The following is a 16,423-nucleotide window of genomic DNA, read 5'->3' on the forward strand; positions in this document are numbered from 1 at the left end:
GCGCCTTCTGCATTTGCAGGAGGCGCCGTTTTTCAGCCGCGATCCGAGTAGAATGCGTCGTTCGTCGCCCCCCAGCCGTTTGTCACGTTAATCATGTAATACTTCCCAATACCAAGCGACGTATCACCGATATTTGCTGTGACCGACTCCAGCCGCGGATTTTGTCCCACGTCGGTACCGTAGTTCGGGTTGTAACTTGTGGCCGTGACTGTCTTTTCGTAGTTCCGGCCGTTTGAATCAGTCCACTTCACGGTGACCGTGCCACCACTCAAGTTCTGTCCCGTGACGAGTACACCGCCCTCTCCATAGAATATGGAGTCGGTGATAATCGGTGTTGTATTGCCAGATTTCAGACGTTGGGATAGCGGCCCCCACGTTCCTTGGCACGTGTAGAATCCGTCCCACATGTACGAAATGACCTTCATCGGGGAGTTACCGACTTGCTGCAACTGCCGGTCGATTCTGGCTTTAGTGGTCTGGCCGCGCGAATTGTTATCACACGGATTCTGGCTTGTTGCTGGGGCCATGCCCTCGATATTGGCCCATAGCTGTACACCTGTGCCATCTACTCCGTCAGCTGCAGCCTCGAAGTAGTCGCGGACTGGTGCCTGGTACTTACTTCCCCATGAGCCGCTTCCCACGATAGCTGCCGAATACGGATCGACGGGATTGTTGGCTTCATTACCGAAGAATGCGCCAGATTTTCCGGTTCCCATTCCGTCTTGAATTGCTATTGCCAGGCTATTGTTCCCTGCAGTGAGTGCTATCTTTTCAGCCCCGTTGCGAACTTGAGTGGTTGTGAGCCCCACAGTCTTCCTGCCGTCCAAATAGGGGCTCACCAGCGCTCCGCGAGTAGGGTGAATCTTCGCAATCGCTTGGTTCATGATCCGGTAGAGATTCAGGATGGGGTCAAATGTGGCGCCATCGGTCACGGGCATTTCGTACGACAAGTAGAAGCCAGCGAGCCCAGGCAAGTTGGTGGCCTTGGCCTGATATCGCAAGAAGCGGTCCGTGAACTGAGTAAAGGCTGGAAGGTAGGTGACGTCCGGAAGATACCCGTAATCAGTGCGGGCCACAGGCATTGGCATGCCTGCGTAGTACTTCATACCCAAAGAGGTAGCTGTTTTGGCCAAGGACACGTTGAGGCCTGATGTCCCCGCAGCACTTGCGCCGGTTACCACAACGACGTCGTAAACTCCATTAGCCGACGTGCAACTGCTGCCCTGGTTGGGGAGGACAAACACTGTGAACGGCGTGCCGGCTCCGGTGAGAGAAATATCGCGGGGGCAGACTTGTGAAGGGGTCCCCCAAAGTGAGTTGTCTGAATACGTAAAATAACGGTTGACTTTTAGGCCGACTGTTGCTGCCTGTGCACAATTTACCCCGCCGACCTTGCAGTCAATAGGGATATCATTCAAGGTCGCCGGTTTAATGCGCGAGCCGAATGTGATGACGGTATCGCCGCCAACCGCCTTGATATCGGACAGTTTTTGAAGGTTCGCTGCGTCGCTCGTACTTCCGAAAATGAAGTAGCCACTAATGGGGTAAACAGGGGCGATCGCAGCATTTGCGGCGGGTGAGGAGAGTGTTCCCATGACTAAGGCAAATGCTGCCAAAAGGGTGGCGGTCAGATGCCGTGCACTGACGGTGGGGTAGCTGGACGTCTTAGAGCTGAACTTTGCCACGGCGGATCCTTGGGCTCGTAGGGTGAGACCATGGACCTATGGACAAAGAATGGCGCCCTAAGGCGCCAAACTCAATAACTTGACACTAACTTTCAAGAGGCAACAAACGCGGTTGACGGGCCGACTTCAGCATGACAGGACTATGGCATTAGCTGTCAGCGCTGGACCGAGACGGTCACACCAAATTCGTCGATCCTTTGCCCTACTCCCAGAAGTTCGGCAATGGCGGCAACCGTGCGCTCAGAAGCCCGGCCATCTCCATAGGGGTTGACTGCGTTCGCCATGGCGTTGAAGTGGTCGGCATCGTTGAGAAGGCTGTCCACCTGAGAAACGATTCGCTCTTCGTCAGTGCCAATGAGTGTGACCGTGCCGGCCACGACCGCTTCAGGTCGTTCGGTGTTATCACGCATGACGAGAACCGGCTTGCCCAAGCTGGGCGCCTCTTCTTGGACGCCGCCCGAATCAGTGAGAACAATGTGTGCAAGGGACAGCATTCGTGTGAACTCCCCGTACGCCAAGGGTTCCGTCACGATGACATTCGGCTTACCGTCGATAGCAGGCAAGACTGCCTCTCTGACAACTGGGTTTTTGTGAGCAGGCAGTACGATTACGAGATCGGGTTCGGCGTCAGCGATGCGGGCCAAGGCGCGACCAACGCCGCGCATGGCATCGCCTTGATTTTCGCGACGGTGCGTGGTGACGAGAAGAATTTTACGGCCGCTGGCGGCTAATTCCTCAAGCTGCGGGTCCGTGAAGGGAATCTTCTTGTCGACGGTTGTGAATAGCGCATCGATAACAGAGTTCCCGGTGACTACTATGTCTTTTGCGGGGATGCCTTCAGCAAGGAGATTCGCGCGGCTCGTAGTTGTGGGCGCCAGGTGAAGGGTGGTGATCTGGCTTGTGATTTTACGGTTTGCCTCTTCTGGGAAAGGCGAAAGAAGATTACCGCTCCGGAGACCTGCCTCAACGTGAACGACTGGAATGCCATGGTAAAACGCCGCGATGGCTCCGGCCGTAGAGGTGGTCGTGTCCCCTTGCACGATGACAGCGTCGGGCTTGTTCACCGCAAAGAGCTTGTCCAGTCCAGTCATCGTTCGGGTCATGATGTCCGTGAGAGACTGCCCTGGCTGGAGGATGTCCAAGTCGTGGTCCGGGGTAATGCCGAAGAGTTCGTTTACTTGGTCCAGCATTTCCCTATGCTGCCCGGTAACTGTCACGATGCAATCGAACTCGTCGGATTCGTGCAGGGCATGGACTATGGGAGCCATCTTAATGGCCTCCGGCCGGGTACCGAAAATAGGCATAATGCTGGGCACGTTTTTCCCCCAAAATGAGCGATCCTGCGACAGAAAGAGACCACCCCATCATATCGGAGCAATGCGCTAGGCCGGAATTGGCGCGATGAGACTGCCCAGGGGTGCTAGCCAGCGACTATTAGGGCAAAGAGCAAAACGGGGACAGCCAGGGCTACGGCGACAACTACTATGAGCGCCACTTGGCGTTTGAACTCGTGGGAGCCGAACGATTGTGGAGTGCGACTTTGCGCGACGGGAGACGGACGATTCATACGCTCGGGCCGCAGTGACGGGCGCCTTGAAACCTGGGCTGACATAGTTCGAGAGCCAAACCGGCGGCGCCGAAAATGCCGGCCGGCCGGACGCAGTTGTAGGGGCGTCGGATCCACGGTTTGCCCCTCCCAATTCAGGTCGAAAGGCGAGATGCCTTCGACGGCCTATCCCTCTACCTTACTGAGTAGAGCACTCCGGCCGCACCCACGTGTCCAACAACCCGCCGGTTTCCACTACGAACCTGTCCAGCCACGCGGCCGGGGAGAGATCGGGTTCAGAACCAACCATTTGGACCTCGACGGCGGTGCACTGCCGGATCAGGGTCCCGGCGCGGATGACGTGATAGTCAGAGGTGACAGCGGTGATCGATTTCCAGCCATGTTCCTTGATCAGCGCAGCCAAGGCATCGGCTTCGCCCCTGGTATTGAGCGGCTGCGGACGGAAACAAATCAAGCCGGGCTGGCCTTGCTCATCGTTACAGAGTTCGTCGCTTTCAGCGTTTCCTGAAAGGCCTGTGGTGGAGACAACCAGGACGGGGATGGCAAGTTGGCTTTGGAGCTGCTGGGCGGCCGGCAGGCGCTCCCTGCTGAGGCCGCCGAGCACCACGATCGCGTCGGTGTGGTGCGGAGGGGCCTGGGGAGGGTTGTAGAAGAACTGGATTGACGCGATCAGCCAGAGCACAGGCACCAGGAAGATGCATACTGCTGCGATGCTGAGCCCACGCGCGGAGGAGGCGGTCTTGATGGGCATGGGGCCAGTCTAAGGTTCCTCAATGTGGGTTCACCTCCAGCTTGTGACTGCCCGCTTGCCGCTACCGGGTGTCAACATCCTCAAAAACAAGGAAAGTCTGGGTATCCAGAACCCCGTCCATGGACTGCAATTGGTCGAATATCACACGTCGAAGGTGAATATTGTCCGTGGCGCGGACCAGGAGAATGACGTCGAAGTCGCCACCTACCAGCGCGATGTGGTGGATCTCCGGGATGGCCCTGAGCTGTTCTTTGAGTTCCCGCCAAGAGTGCTGCTGAACTTTCAACGTCACGTAGGCCGAGGACCGCAGCCCTGCTTTGATGGGATCCACCAGGGCGGTGAACTTGGTCAGGACCCCTTCGCCCGTGAGCCGGGCAATGCGCGTATAGGCGTGGGCCCGGCTGATGTGGACGTTTTCAGCAACCTGGGTGATGGACATGCGTCCGTCCGCCGTCAGCTCCCGGATGATGTCCCGATCCACCGTGTCCAGTGGTACGGCGCCTTGCTCTGCTTCGGCCTCACTCACGGCTGCCTCCAATTCGTCTACAGCTCAGGCGCGTTACCCAGCTCACAAACACAATTCGTCTTTCAGAATAGCCAAATATTCCAAGCCTTTCCATGATTCTGCCGAAAGCTGGATACGAAACATCCTCGAGGAACATACTGGAGGCACATAGTGGCTAGAGAAGGATGGACCAATGACGATCCACGCAGATCACTCTGCGCCGGAGACGGTAGCAGGGGACCAAGCTGGTGACGTTCGGGCAAAGTTCGGCATCAGCGTTGAGGATTACATGCTTCCCGCCCGGCACCAGATTCAGATGGTGAACCCGGATGGCACCCTCCGTTCCAAAGATGAGCAGGGCACCGAACCTGGCCACGAGTACCCCACACCCGGCGACTCTGAACTGATGGCCGCCTACGAGAGGCTCGTCGTCGGGCGTCGCGTCAACGACCAGAACTCGGCGCTGGTCCGGCAGGGCCGGATGGCCGTCTACCCTTCCAGCCATGGGCAGGAAGCCTGCCAGGTCGCCGCTGCCATGTGCCTCCAGGAGGGTGACTGGCTGTTCCCCACCTACCGCGACGCCGTCGCAGTCATGACCCGCGGCGTGGACCCGGTGGAGGCCATGACCATCTTCCGTGGGGATTGGCACAGTGGTTACGACCCCAAGAAGTACAACGTCGGCATCCAGTGCACGCCGTTGACCACCCAGCTGCTCCACGCCGTCGGGGTTGCGCATGCTGCGAAGCTACGCGGCGAAGACACCGTGGTGATGGCCATGTGTGGCGACGGCGCCACCAGCGAAGGTGACTTCCACGAGGCCCTCAACTTTGCCGCCGTCTTCCGCCTCCCTGTCATCTTCTTCGTGCAGAACAACAAGTACGCCATCTCAGTCCCGCTGAGCCACCAATCCGTGGCGCCGTCGCTGGCCCACAAGGCTGTGGGTTACGGCATGGCCGGGGAGCGCGTGGACGGCAACGACCTGGTGGCCCTGATGGCCGTGATGGACCGGGCCGTGAAACTGGCGCGGGAAGGCTCCGGCCCACTGTTGATCGAAGCCCACACCTACCGCATGCAGGCCCACACCAACGCCGACGACGCCACCCGATACCGCCCGGACAGTGAAGTTGCCGAATGGCAGGCCAAGGATCCGCTGACACGCATGAAGGCGTACCTCACGGACAAAGGCCTGCTGGATGACGCCGCATCGGACCGGATCGCCGAGCACGCAGAATCAGTTGCCACGCAGCTCCGTGAAGGCCTGGGCGAGGACGTCCCGGTGCAGCCGCTGGACCTCTTCAAATACGTCTTCTCCAAGCCCACCCCGCAGCTGAAAGAACAGTCCGACATGCTCGCCGGCGAACTCGCCCGCGCTGAAAGCGCCGGTAACACCGATAACTCCGGAACGGAGAGCGCAAAATGACCGTCACCACCACCGCCACCAGCACCACCACGGCAAACGTCAGCGCGGCCACGGCCAGCGCGGCAGCATCCGCGGCAGCAACTGCCGAGGCAACGGGACCGCAGAGCCTCACCATGGCCAAGGCGCTCAACACCGCCATGGCCGACGCGATGCGGGCAGACCCGTCCGTCCTCGTTTTCGGTGAAGACGTCGGCCTGCTCGGCGGAGTCTTCCGCATCACCGACGGGTTGATGGCCGAGTTCGGGGAACAGCGCTGTTTTGACACCCCGTTGGCGGAATCCGGCATCGTGGGCATGGCAGTGGGCATGGCCATCAACGGCATGCGCCCCGTCATAGAGATGCAGTTCGATGCTTTCGCCTACCCGGCCTTCGAACAGATCGTCAGCCATGTGGCCAAGATGCATAACCGCACCAAGGGCGCCTTGAAAATGCCCATGGTCATCCGCGTCCCCTACGCGGGCGGCATCGGGGGAGTGGAGCACCACTGCGACTCCTCCGAGTCCTACTACGCACACACTGCCGGCCTGAAGGTCTACACGCCGGCCACCGTGGCCGACGGTTACCGGATGCTCCGCGAAGCCATCGACTCCGATGATCCGGTCATGTTCATGGAACCCAAGAAGCTGTACTGGTCCAAGGACCAGGTGGACTTGGGTGCCCTGCGCGCAGAGCACGACGCCGGGACCTCCACCGAAGGCCGCGCCGCCGTCGCACGTCCCGGGACTGATGCGACGCTGATCGCCTATGGTCCCTCCGTCCCTACAGCGCTCGCCGCCGCCGCGGCCGCCGCCGAAGAAGGGCGCTCGCTGGAAGTTATCGACGTCCGCACCCTCGTCCCCTTCGACGACGAGACCGTCTGCGCGTCCGTGCGTAAGACCGGCCGCGCCGTCGTGATCGCCGAGGCGCACGGGTTCGCGTCCGTGTCATCGGAGATCGTGGCCCGGGTCCAGGAGCGGGCGTTCCACTACCTCGCCGCCCCCCTCCTCCGGGTAACTGGCTTCGATGTTCCGTTCCCTTCTCCCAAGCTGGAGCACTACTACCTGCCAAGCGTCGACCGTATCCTCGACGCCGTCGACGATCTCCAGTGGGAGGACTAGCCATGAGTTCAGATCTGCAGGTATTCCGGCTGCCGGACCTCGGAGAAGGCCTCACGGAGGCGGAGTTGGTCAACTGGCTCGTCGCTGTGGGCGATGAGGTCCGTGTGGACCAGCCCATCGCCGAAGTCGAGACCGCCAAGTCCATGGTTGAGGTGCCCTCACCTTATGCCGGCACGGTGGCCGAGCTCCACGGAGCGGCCGGCGAAACGCTCGACGTCGGCAAGCCGCTGATCTCGATTGCCCGGGTAGGTGCCGCCCAGGCTCCGGCCACTCCTGCGGCTTATTCCGACGGACCGTCCGCTGTGTCCACGGGAGTCGAGGTAACACCCGCCGCCGACGCTGCAGCGGAGACCTACCGGACCGAGGAGAAGGCGGGCTCCGGCAACGTGCTCATCGGCTATGGCACCCCTGGGGGAGCAACCGGCGGCCGGACCCGCCCGCGGAAGGGGAGCATCGCCGTCGTCGACCGCGCGCCCGAACCTGCCGTGACTGAGCCAGCTGAACCGCTGGTGTCCCGGACACGAGTCCCGGGAAAGCTCAGTGCCGTGATCTCACCGCTGGTGCGGAAGATGGCTCGGGACCACGGTGTGTCGCTGGATGCCATCAATGGTTCCGGTGCCAGCGGGCTGATCATGCGCCGCGACGTGGAAGCTGCGATCTCCACGCCGGAGACTCCAGCGGCTGCTCCGAACGTACCTGCCGCTGCGGCTCAAGCAGCTGCCGAGGGTTCGCTGGACGGACGCACAGGGTTGGCCGTTTCTTCCCGAACGGCTGTTCGGGGTGTCCGGAAAGCCGTTGCGGCCAACATGACCCGCAGCCGCTCCGAAATCCCTGAGGCAACAGTGTGGGTGGACGTCGATGCGACCGCGCTGCTCGAGATGCGCGCCGAACTCAAGAAGCGCGCGCGGCAGGACACTCCCGGCCTGCTGGCTTTCATTGCTCGATTTGTCACGGCTGGGTTAAAAAAGTACCCGGCGCTCAATACGCGTTTTGAGACCACTGCGGACGGTTCCCAGGAAATTGTTGGCTTCGACGGGATCAACCTCGGCTTCGCAGCCCAAACAGATCGCGGGCTCGTCGTCCCCTCCGTCCGTAACGCCCACACCCTCAGTGCGCGTGAACTGGACGCCGAGATCCGCCGCCTGACCGCCGTCGCACGTGAAGGCAAAGCGACGCCCACCGAACTGGGCTCCGGCACCTTCACGCTGAACAACTATGGAGTGTTCGGCGTAGACGGCTCAGCCGCGATCATCAACTACCCCGAAGTCGCCATGCTCGGAGTGGGCCGCATCATCGACAAACCTTGGGTGGTCAACGGCCAACTTGCCGTCCGCAAGGTCACCGAACTGACCCTCGCCTTCGATCACCGGGTTTGCGACGGCGAAACGGCCGCGGGCTTCCTGCGATATGTTGCGGACGCTATCGAAAACCCGGGCGGGGCGCTCGCGGATATGTAAGTGCCAGAGCCCTGACACTAAAAAAGAGAGTTAAACATCTGTGACCAGCCTTCCAGCTGGTCACAGATGTTTAACGCGTCTTGCTACCGTTACTTGGCGGCGTGCTCCGGGCTCTCTGAGCTCACCGTCTGGTTGCTTGCATCTACGGTGTCAGCAGCGGTGCCCGCGTTCTTACGGGTTCGCTTGCTGGCCGGACGGGTACGGATGAGCGCGATCACGCCAGCGATAAGACCGAGCAGGCCGGCGCCAAATCCAACCCAGCCTGCGGTACGGCCGCCGTTCTCCGACGTGGACGCCGAAGCGGCCGTGGTGGATGCCGACGTCGCGCCGTCCTTTGCGGTGGTGACGAACGACGGCGCGGGGTGCTCAGGCTCAGGCTGGCCGTCAACGGCCTTCTGGTCCCACTTAACTACGGTGCCGTCAGTGTAGGTCTGGGTTGCCGGAAGCGTGATGGTGGTGCCTTCGGCCGGCAGGACGCCAACGGAAAGGGAGAAAGACTGGTACTCGTTCACGCCAATCTCGTGCGCCTTGTCAGCAGTCCAGACCACCGAAGTGACAGCCTTGGTCAGGGTAGTTCCGGATACTGTGACCGGCTTGGGCAGGGTGGTGGTGACGAGGCTGGCCTTCCAGCCGTCGATGGGCTTAACCGACACCGAGTTGAACGGTGTATCGGTGGGGAGCGATACCTGGATCTTGCTGGTTTTGGCCTTGGCGGATTCGTTCGGGACGTTGAAGGTCAGGTGCGTGTACCCGCCAGCTGCGGGATCGTCAGGATCCACTTTGACGTGGGCTGACGCGGCGGAGACGCCGAAGGCCAACAGGCCGGCAGCCATGACGGCTGCCGAGGTGGTCTTGATGGTGCGTCGGATGGAGTTTTTCATGGCAGGGATGTGCCTTTCACAAGGAGTAAAGGGTAATGAAGTGTGCTGTTGAATCATTGCGCTGTTGCAGCGCGTTGCCGCGGCGGACTTTCTCCACAGTGAGAAGCCGCTCAGGCGGCGTGCAGCACTGACGGCGGTCCCCGCCGGGAGGGCAAGCGAAGGCCGAGCCGGCTGCGGAGCGGAACCGGCGGTGCAAGGAACGGATGCGCGACTTGGGGTGTCCTGAGGGGTACCGGGCGTGGAAGCCGGATGAGTGGGCGGAGCCATGCGGCCACGGCCCACAAGGATTCTTCGCCTCGGGCCAGCACCAGTGCTGTCCCGAGCGTGGCCAGAACGTGGGCAGCCACCATGAGGAGGCCGCCGTCGTCCGAGCTGTGGGTCGGCATGATGGTGTGCAGGGCAGCAATGGTCGAGGTTGCAGAGTGGCCCGCGTGCGCGGTGAGTACCGGCGTCGTCGAATCCGCAGGGCCAAGCGAAGCAGAAAAAGCGTTGAAGGACCAGTGAAGCCACAACTGCCCGGCGCCCAGGAGCCCGATCAGCGCGGGCCAGGACAGCCGGAACTGGGTAAGGACGGCCACCGGGACCATTGTCAGGGCGCACAACGCAGTCAGGATGACAGGCTCGGGAAGGACCCCGCCGCCGGCCAGGTGACCACCGGCCGCCAAACCCAAGACGACTGAGCCAATGACCCCGGTACGGAGCATTCGGAAAGAAGCGCGTGCAGTCACCGGCGCTCCTTTCAGGGAATCATCGAAAAGCCAACAGGCATCTGAAAGATCTTACAATCCGGTGGAGGCGTTTCCACCGAGCGACTTAATCATTGGCCTCAGTGCGGAGCCGCCGCCGTACGTATGCGCCCACCGCGATGAGGCCGGCGAGCACCACCACAGCTCCCACGGCGAGGCCCCAAGGGAACTGCGGTGACTGCGCCGCCGTCGTGGATGCCGCCGTGGACGCCGAAGTCGCTGCCGTCGAGGCTGCTGCCGTCGAGGCTGCCGATGAAGCGTTCGCGGTTCCCGCGGTGAACGTGAACGTCCCCTCGATGGGGTGCGAGTCCGAGGATACGACCCGCCAGACCACGGTGAACTTGCCTGCCGGTGCGCCGGACTTGATGTTCTGCGTGACGTTGTTGTCCACGATGCTCACGGGACCATCGGACTGGTTGGTCCCGGACTGATCCTTGACGAGGATTTCGGAACCGAGGGCGAGCGGGGTGTGGTCGAATGTCAGGTGCACCGCCGAAGGGACCTGGGTCAGCACAGACCCGTCTGCCGGATCTGTAGCCTCAAGCACGTCGTGTGCCAATGCCGGAGCAGCAGAGCCCACGGCCAGCGCCACCGACGCACCAAACAGTGCCATCACCAGCGCCAGACCCCTCAACGGCCTCTTAGCGGACCAACGACCCATAACGTTTCCTCCGCATCAACCACTTCAATCTTTCTACCCAGTGTAGAACGGTGGGCGTCCAGGAGAGCGGCACGTGGTCAACTGGAACGCGATACACCCATTAAGCTTGGTACTGCTTTTGCCTTCTACCACCGGGGAATCGTGCGAATCGTAGTTCTTGGAGATATTGGCCAGCCCGTTTACCACGTTGGCGACGAGGCGATGACCCACGCCGTGGTGGCTGAGCTCCAGTCCAGGGGAATCAGGGATATAACCCTGCTGTCCCGAAATCCCGAGGAAAGTACCCGGCTGTACGGCACTGCCGCCGTGAAGACGCTGGAATTCCCGTGGCCCCCCAACCGTCGCGAAACGTATCTCAAGGAAATTCAGTCCGTCCTCGCGGGGGACTCCAATGCGCTGCCCTCCGATGACCAGGTCCACCCTCTCATCCAGACGATTGCATCCTCGGACGGCGTGGTGATCGCCGGCGGCGGCAACATGAACTCGCCGTACGGTTGGTTGCTCTATGAGCGTGCTGCGGTGGGAGCAATCGCCAAGGCATTGGGTAAGCCGTTGGTCATCTCCGGGCAAACTGTTGGCCCCGTGCTGACTGGACCGGACTACGACACAGCGCTGGAGCTGTTCCGCTCCGCGGCCTTGTCCAGCGTGCGCGAGCGCACGTCCCTGCAGATGATGCTCGACGCCGGAGTCCCGGCAGGCCTCACCCTGGACGATGCCAGCTTCCTCATCAGCGATCCGACCAGCCGCCCCGAGCCGTCCTCAGCGTCGCCTACGTATTCGCCCAGTCCGGAGCGGCCATTCGTCGTGGCCAGCTTCGCAGGCGGAACCGGCGCCATGGACAAGGATGACTTCAACCAGCGTGTGGCAGAGCTGCTGGACAGAATCGCAAAGGCCGGCGATCTCGACGTCGTGATGATTCCGCACATGTCGCATCCCGGCAAGGCGGATCTGGACATCGAAACTCACGAGGATATCCGGCGTCGCATGACGTGGGACAGGGTCACCGTGTGCGGGCAGTTCACGGCGGAAGAGGCCGCCGCCCTGACCGCACAGGCCGAATTGGTGGTTGCGAGCAGGTACCACCCGATTGTCTTTGCCCTCTCGGCGGGTGTGCCATGCCTCGGACTCGCTGTGGATTACTACGGAGAAGTCCGGCTGGGCGGTGCGCTGGCCAACTGGGGCCTCGGCCACACGTTGAGGTCCCTGCGTCATATGGTGACCCCAGAATTTGACGAATTCGTGGATGAATTCTGGAGCCGAAGGGACCAGATCCGCGCATACCTTCTAGAGCTGGGCCCGGCGCAAGGCCGCTTCCAGGGCAACTGGTGGGACGGCGTCGTCCGTGCCCTCAGGGGTGCGTCCGAAGAAGCTCCGGTCCTGGCCACTTTGGCGCCGGCTTTTCCGGAACTGGATTCCGGAGAGCACCCTGTGGCAGCCAAGCTGACAGCGAACAACGAATCGCATATTGGCCACCAGTCCGTGGAATTGTTCCGGCTGACCCATGCACTCGAGGACACCACCGCTACCTTGGCTGCCGTTGAGGCTGAAGCCGCTCAACTCCGGCTACAACTCGGGGCCCTGGAGTCCAGCCGGGTAGTCCGGCTGGCGCGGTGGCTGAGGTTGCTGAGGCACTGAGCCGGGCACCAATCCCTAGCCAACGCACAGCCGGTCTTCCACCAGCCAGCAGGGTTCCGTGGGTAGAGTAGAGGCCTGAACATCGCCGGATTGCACTGATACGGAGAACTCATTGTCAGCTTGGCTTGAACTTGGACCGGACAACTACGTCTTGGAAACCGAGGGATCGTTACTTAACACCGGGCTTGTGGTGGGCTCTGAGCTTGCCATGGTGATAGACACCGGTTGCGGCCCACGTCAGGGCCGGGAGATCCTCGCCGCTGTCCGTGAGAAGACGCAGCTGCCGCTGGTGGTGGTGAACACCCACGCCCACTATGACCACTTCTTTGGGAACGCGGTTTTCGCGGACGACGGCGTCACGGAGTTTTGGGCCCACGCCAACTGTGCAGCGGCAATCGAACGCGACGGCGACAATCAGCGCCGCTTCGTAGCCACCAACGAACCCGAGATGGCCGCGGGGGAGGGCGACGCCGTCGGGATTGTGGTCCCTAACGCCCTTGTTCGTGACCAGCCGGTTCTCGTGGACCTCGGTGGAATCACGGCGACCCTTTTCTACTTGGGCCGCGCGCACACCGACGGAGACCTGATGGTGGGCACCGCCTCGACGCTATATGTGGGCGATGTGGTGGAGCACGGCGCGTATCCGTCCTTCGAGGATTCCTATCCCGAGGAGTGGGCCGATGCCCTGAGGCACATCTCCGCGCTCCGGCACCGCTACGAATTCCTGGTCCCGGGACACGGCAAACCAGCCAGCGACAGTTTTGTTAAGACCATGGCGGACACCATGGGTACAGCCGTGCGGCAGGCCACCCAGTCCATACGTGACATGCCCTCCGATGCCACCAAGGCCATTCCGGTGCTGCCCTACGGTCCTGAACAGTCGCGCTGGTTCATCAAGAGGCTCCAAGAAACCAACGCCCAACACGGACGGGTTTCCTTGGCCACACCGGATTTCGGCCCTAGCTCCACCGGCTCCTACCCCTCATGACAGGTTCCTTACAATTTTCGTGATTGGTTCCTCCTAACCATGGACTAATTGCTGCCAGGGGTTTTAGGATGAAGGCGACCATCGGTTTCGCGACTACCTGGGGGTGTCGAGATGACGGGTTCACGCACATTCCCGCGTGCTACCAGCATTCTCCGCTCTGTCATGGTCGCGGGCGCTGGGACGGCCCTCTGGATGGTCCTCTCAGCCACAGCCGCAAGCGCTGACTCAGGAACGTCAGGCAAGCACTCGCCCACGGATGGACTGACCTCAACCATTTCGTCCACTGTCTCCTCCGGTCCTGCCATCAGTATCCCTGTGCCCAATGTTCCGTTGCCAGCGCCCGTCAAGGCCCTGGTGGCAAAGGAAGCGGCGCCAAATGGAGCGGTTCACGTTCCCGTGCCGGCAGTAGCACCCATCGTCCACCAAGTGAGCAACAGCGTGGACCACCTGGCGGGTTCGGCCCCGGCGGTAGGCAGCGTCGTTCCCGCCGGTACGGTTGGCGGCGTGGTCAATACCGTGGTGGTTCCTGCCGCCGGTGCAATAGACCACACGGTGCAGGTTGTGGTTCCCCCGGTCAACCAGGCAGTGGAACCCGTCCAGCTGACCCCGGTGACTGATGGTGTGAACCCGGTTGTTGATCCCGTTGTCGGTGCGATCGGCGCCGTTCTTCCGCCGGTTGGTTCACTGACGCCGCCCGCTGCGATCCTCCCGGTTACTGTTCCGCCAATGACTGCTACTCCTCCGACGACGACGGACCCAGGGTCGCTGCTCCCGGCGCTGCCCGACGCGGTTAAGGCGACCGGTGACGGCGTCGAAAGTTCTGCCGCCATCGCGGTTACCGAAGCGGCAGCGGGACGTGGCGCGACGGCTCGGACTTCTGGGTTCGGCAAGGTTGCGACATCCCAGGCCGGGAGCAATTTTGCGGCCGCCGGTATCACCACCGTTCTCGATGCGGAGTGGGCACAGCCGGCCCCGGCAGACCCTTCAAACTTTCCGGTCGGCCCCGGCACGGTACCCGTTGGTGCCACTGGCGCGAGCTTCAGCAGTTCCCAGAACGGCCCTCCGGGCCCCGCAGCTGCCTTCCTTCACGGCGCACTGATTATTCCTGTAGACCTACTTACCGGCCCAAACGCGGCCAGCTACCAAGAATCACCAGCCCCGGTCTTCTCTGACCCTGGCTCCTCTCCTGACTAGGTTCCCAGCCAGCCGCTGATTGTTGCGCGGCATAAGGCACATTGGGCGCTCCGGAACCGGACGTCCCTGGAACCTAAAACTTCAGGAGAAGACCACCATGAATACGACCATCCGCACGTGCCTGATCGGCACCTGCTTTGCTGGGGGCGTCATCGTCCTCAGCGCGACGGCGGCCAATGCCGCCGACACCACCAGTGGTAACAACGGAACCCTTTCCGGCACCCAAGTGGTGGCGCCAGTTACCGCTCCAGTCAACGTCAACAGCACTTCGCTGGGAGTCCTCGGCACCTCGAAAGCGACTTCCGGCACCGCCGCCCCATCGGGAACGTCGGGAGCCGCGCCGGCAGCCGTTACCAGCGGTTCCAAGGGCATTGGCTCAGGTACGCAAGTAGTCGCTCCGATTACTGCGCCCGTAAACCTGGGCTCGTCGTCAGTGGGTTTGTTGGGGGGTTCCACTGCGACGGGCCCGGCATCGTCATCCACCGCTCCGGCAGCTTCGGCTCCGGCGGGCGTCACGACCAGTGGCTCGGGCGGCGCCGCTTCGGGCACGCAAGTGGTCGCTCCGGTGACCGTTCCCGTCACGGTCGGTTCGACGTCGGCGGGTGTCCTGGGGGATTCGTCGGCTAGTTCAGCTCCGGCCTCGTCCACCGCTCCGGCGGCTTCGGCTCCGGCGGGCTCCACGACCAGTGGCTCGGGCGGTGCCGGTTCGGGTACGCAAGTGGTCGCTCCCGTGACCGTTCCCGTGACCGTCGGTTCGACGTCGGCGGGTGTCTTGGGGGATTCGTCGGCTAGTTCAGCGCCGGCCTCGTCCACTGCTCCGGCAGCAGGCTCAAGCTCGGCTCCGGCTGGCTCAACGACTAGCGGCTCGAACGGCATCGGTTCAGGAACGCAAGTAGTTGCGCCGATTGCGGCGCCCGTAAACCTGGGCTCGTCGTCAGTGGGTGTGTTGGGGGGCTCCACTGCGGCGGGTCCAGCCTCGTCCACTGCTCCGGCAACAGGCTCAAGCTCCGGGGCCACAACTAGTGGCTCCGGCGGTATCGGTTCGGGGACGCAGGTAGTTGCTCCGGTGACGGTTCCTGTGGGCGTGGGTTCGACGTCGGCAAGCGTCTTGGGGGATTCGGTACTCATAGCGGGTTCCGCTGGGACTCCCGGCGCAGCAACTCCGGCTGGTTCGAACGGAGGCACAACATCCGGCGATAACGGAGTCGTCTCCGGCACCCAGCTGGTCATCCCGGTTACTGTTCCCGTGAGCGTCGGCTCCGCAACCCTTGGTATCGGTGGCGCCTCCGCCGGTGGAGTGACCCCTCCGGCAGTCATCCCTCCAGTAGCCACGCCCCCGGTTGCCACCCCTCCTGCTGGTGGCACCAACAATGGAGGCGCTGACAATGGTGGCACCAACAGCGGCGGCACCAACAGCGGCGGCACCAACAGCGGCGGCTCGAACAACGGTGGCGCTGGCAACGGCGGCGCTCCGACCGATAACGTCATCAGCACCCCGGCCATGGGTGGGCTCACCAAAGGCGTTATTACAGCGGGTTTGAGCACCGGCGCGGCTGACGCCGGAATTCGAGTGGAGGCTGCTGCCGCTATCACCGGCGCCGCCCAAGGTGCCGTTCTGGCAGCGCCCGCGGCCGCCGTCGTCGGAAGCTCCCGCGCCTTGGCCAGCACCGGTCTGAATGCCGCAGTGATCGCTTGGGCCGTTGGCTTGTTGCTCCTGGGCCTGGCCTTCGCGGCCGGCGGCCAGAGGAAGCCAGCCGCCAACGCCTGATTCCTGGGTAACCGTTCCACACTGAAGTTGCCGCGGTCCCGGAAACGGAACCGCGGCAACTACGGGCC

15 protein-coding genes are annotated in these 16,423 nt (G+C 62.3%); 7 read left to right on the top strand and 8 right to left on the bottom strand.

Annotated features, from left to right (window positions below; translation table 11 throughout):
• Positions 1-32: 32 nt before the first annotated feature.
• The 4 genes from QRN42_RS16395 to QRN42_RS16410 form a co-directional block, all read right to left on the bottom strand.
• A complete protein-coding gene (locus QRN42_RS16395) occupies positions 33-1,685 on the bottom strand; it encodes a hypothetical protein (RefSeq protein ID WP_284980200.1) in 1,653 nt (550 codons plus the stop codon).
• A 155-nt stretch (positions 1,686-1,840) separates the two neighbouring features.
• Complete coding sequence (gene wecB / locus QRN42_RS16400; protein ID WP_284980201.1) at positions 1,841-3,001, bottom strand: non-hydrolyzing UDP-N-acetylglucosamine 2-epimerase; 1,161 nt, start codon at positions 2,999-3,001, stop codon at positions 1,841-1,843.
• A gap of 429 nt (positions 3,002-3,430) precedes the next feature.
• Positions 3,431-4,003, bottom strand: coding sequence for a YdcF family protein (locus QRN42_RS16405; RefSeq protein ID WP_284980202.1), 573 nt, complete (start codon positions 4,001-4,003; stop codon positions 3,431-3,433).
• 61 nt (positions 4,004-4,064) lie between these two features.
• Positions 4,065-4,529 (bottom strand): Lrp/AsnC family transcriptional regulator, encoded by a 465-nt coding sequence (locus QRN42_RS16410; protein ID WP_284975482.1) that lies wholly within the window; start codon positions 4,527-4,529, stop codon positions 4,065-4,067.
• Between the two features lie 172 nt (positions 4,530-4,701).
• Between QRN42_RS16410 and pdhA the strand changes: the two genes are divergently transcribed.
• From pdhA to QRN42_RS16425, 3 genes are read left to right on the top strand one after another with little or no spacing between them, the layout of a single operon-like run.
• Positions 4,702-5,928: a pyruvate dehydrogenase (acetyl-transferring) E1 component subunit alpha gene (pdhA, locus tag QRN42_RS16415; protein WP_284980203.1), complete on the top strand. Its 1,227-nt coding sequence runs from the start codon at positions 4,702-4,704 to the stop codon at positions 5,926-5,928.
• Entirely contained in the window at positions 5,925-7,025 is a 1,101-nt protein-coding gene (locus tag QRN42_RS16420; protein WP_284980204.1) for an alpha-ketoacid dehydrogenase subunit beta, read from the top strand. The genes pdhA and QRN42_RS16420 overlap by 4 nt, the downstream gene beginning before the upstream one ends.
• Positions 7,026-7,027: 2 nt before the next feature.
• Positions 7,028-8,482 (top strand): dihydrolipoamide acetyltransferase family protein, encoded by a 1,455-nt coding sequence (locus QRN42_RS16425; protein WP_284980205.1) that lies wholly within the window; start codon positions 7,028-7,030, stop codon positions 8,480-8,482.
• 89 nt (positions 8,483-8,571) lie between these two features.
• Here QRN42_RS16425 and QRN42_RS16430 read toward each other — a convergent pair whose 3' ends face one another.
• From QRN42_RS16430 to QRN42_RS16440, 3 genes are all read right to left on the bottom strand, one after another.
• Positions 8,572-9,363, bottom strand: a complete 792-nt coding sequence (locus QRN42_RS16430; protein WP_284980206.1) for a YcnI family copper-binding membrane protein — start codon at positions 9,361-9,363, stop codon at positions 8,572-8,574.
• A 110-nt stretch (positions 9,364-9,473) separates the two neighbouring features.
• Complete coding sequence (locus tag QRN42_RS16435; RefSeq protein ID WP_284980207.1) at positions 9,474-10,091, bottom strand: hypothetical protein; 618 nt, start codon at positions 10,089-10,091, stop codon at positions 9,474-9,476.
• 85 nt (positions 10,092-10,176) lie between these two features.
• A complete protein-coding gene (locus QRN42_RS16440) occupies positions 10,177-10,770 on the bottom strand; it encodes a copper resistance CopC family protein (RefSeq protein WP_284980208.1) in 594 nt (197 codons plus the stop codon).
• A gap of 141 nt (positions 10,771-10,911) precedes the next feature.
• Here QRN42_RS16440 and QRN42_RS16445 point away from each other — a divergent pair, with 141 nt between their 5' ends.
• The 3 genes from QRN42_RS16445 to QRN42_RS16455 all read left to right on the top strand — a co-directional run bounded on the left by QRN42_RS16445 (position 10,912) and on the right by QRN42_RS16455 (position 14,587).
• A complete protein-coding gene (locus QRN42_RS16445) occupies positions 10,912-12,405 on the top strand; it encodes a polysaccharide pyruvyl transferase family protein (protein WP_284980209.1) in 1,494 nt (497 codons plus the stop codon).
• A gap of 112 nt (positions 12,406-12,517) precedes the next feature.
• A complete protein-coding gene (locus QRN42_RS16450) occupies positions 12,518-13,393 on the top strand; it encodes an MBL fold metallo-hydrolase (protein WP_284975474.1) in 876 nt (291 codons plus the stop codon).
• A 111-nt stretch (positions 13,394-13,504) separates the two neighbouring features.
• Positions 13,505-14,587 carry a hypothetical protein gene (locus QRN42_RS16455; protein ID WP_284980210.1) on the top strand — a complete coding sequence of 361 codons (1,083 nt, stop codon included), beginning with the start codon at positions 13,505-13,507 and terminating at the stop codon, positions 14,585-14,587.
• Between the two features lie 81 nt (positions 14,588-14,668).
• Here the strand turns inward: QRN42_RS16455 and QRN42_RS16460 are convergent, their stop codons facing one another.
• Positions 14,669-15,715 carry a hypothetical protein gene (locus QRN42_RS16460; protein WP_284980211.1) on the bottom strand — a complete coding sequence of 349 codons (1,047 nt, stop codon included), beginning with the start codon at positions 15,713-15,715 and terminating at the stop codon, positions 14,669-14,671.
• On the opposite strand from QRN42_RS16460, the gene QRN42_RS16465 reads away from it, so the two are divergent.
• The gene (locus tag QRN42_RS16465) at positions 15,696-16,355 is read left to right on the top strand and encodes a hypothetical protein (RefSeq protein WP_284980212.1); all 660 of its coding nucleotides are present in this window, start codon (positions 15,696-15,698) and stop codon (positions 16,353-16,355) included. The two genes, QRN42_RS16460 and QRN42_RS16465, sit on opposite strands and share 20 nt — an antisense overlap.
• Positions 16,356-16,423: the final 68 nt, after the last annotated feature.

Origin of the sequence: Arthrobacter sp. fls2-241-R2A-200 (assembly GCF_030209745.1) — a bacterium.
In the GTDB taxonomy this organism is placed as follows: Bacteria; Actinomycetota; Actinomycetes; order Actinomycetales; family Micrococcaceae; genus Arthrobacter.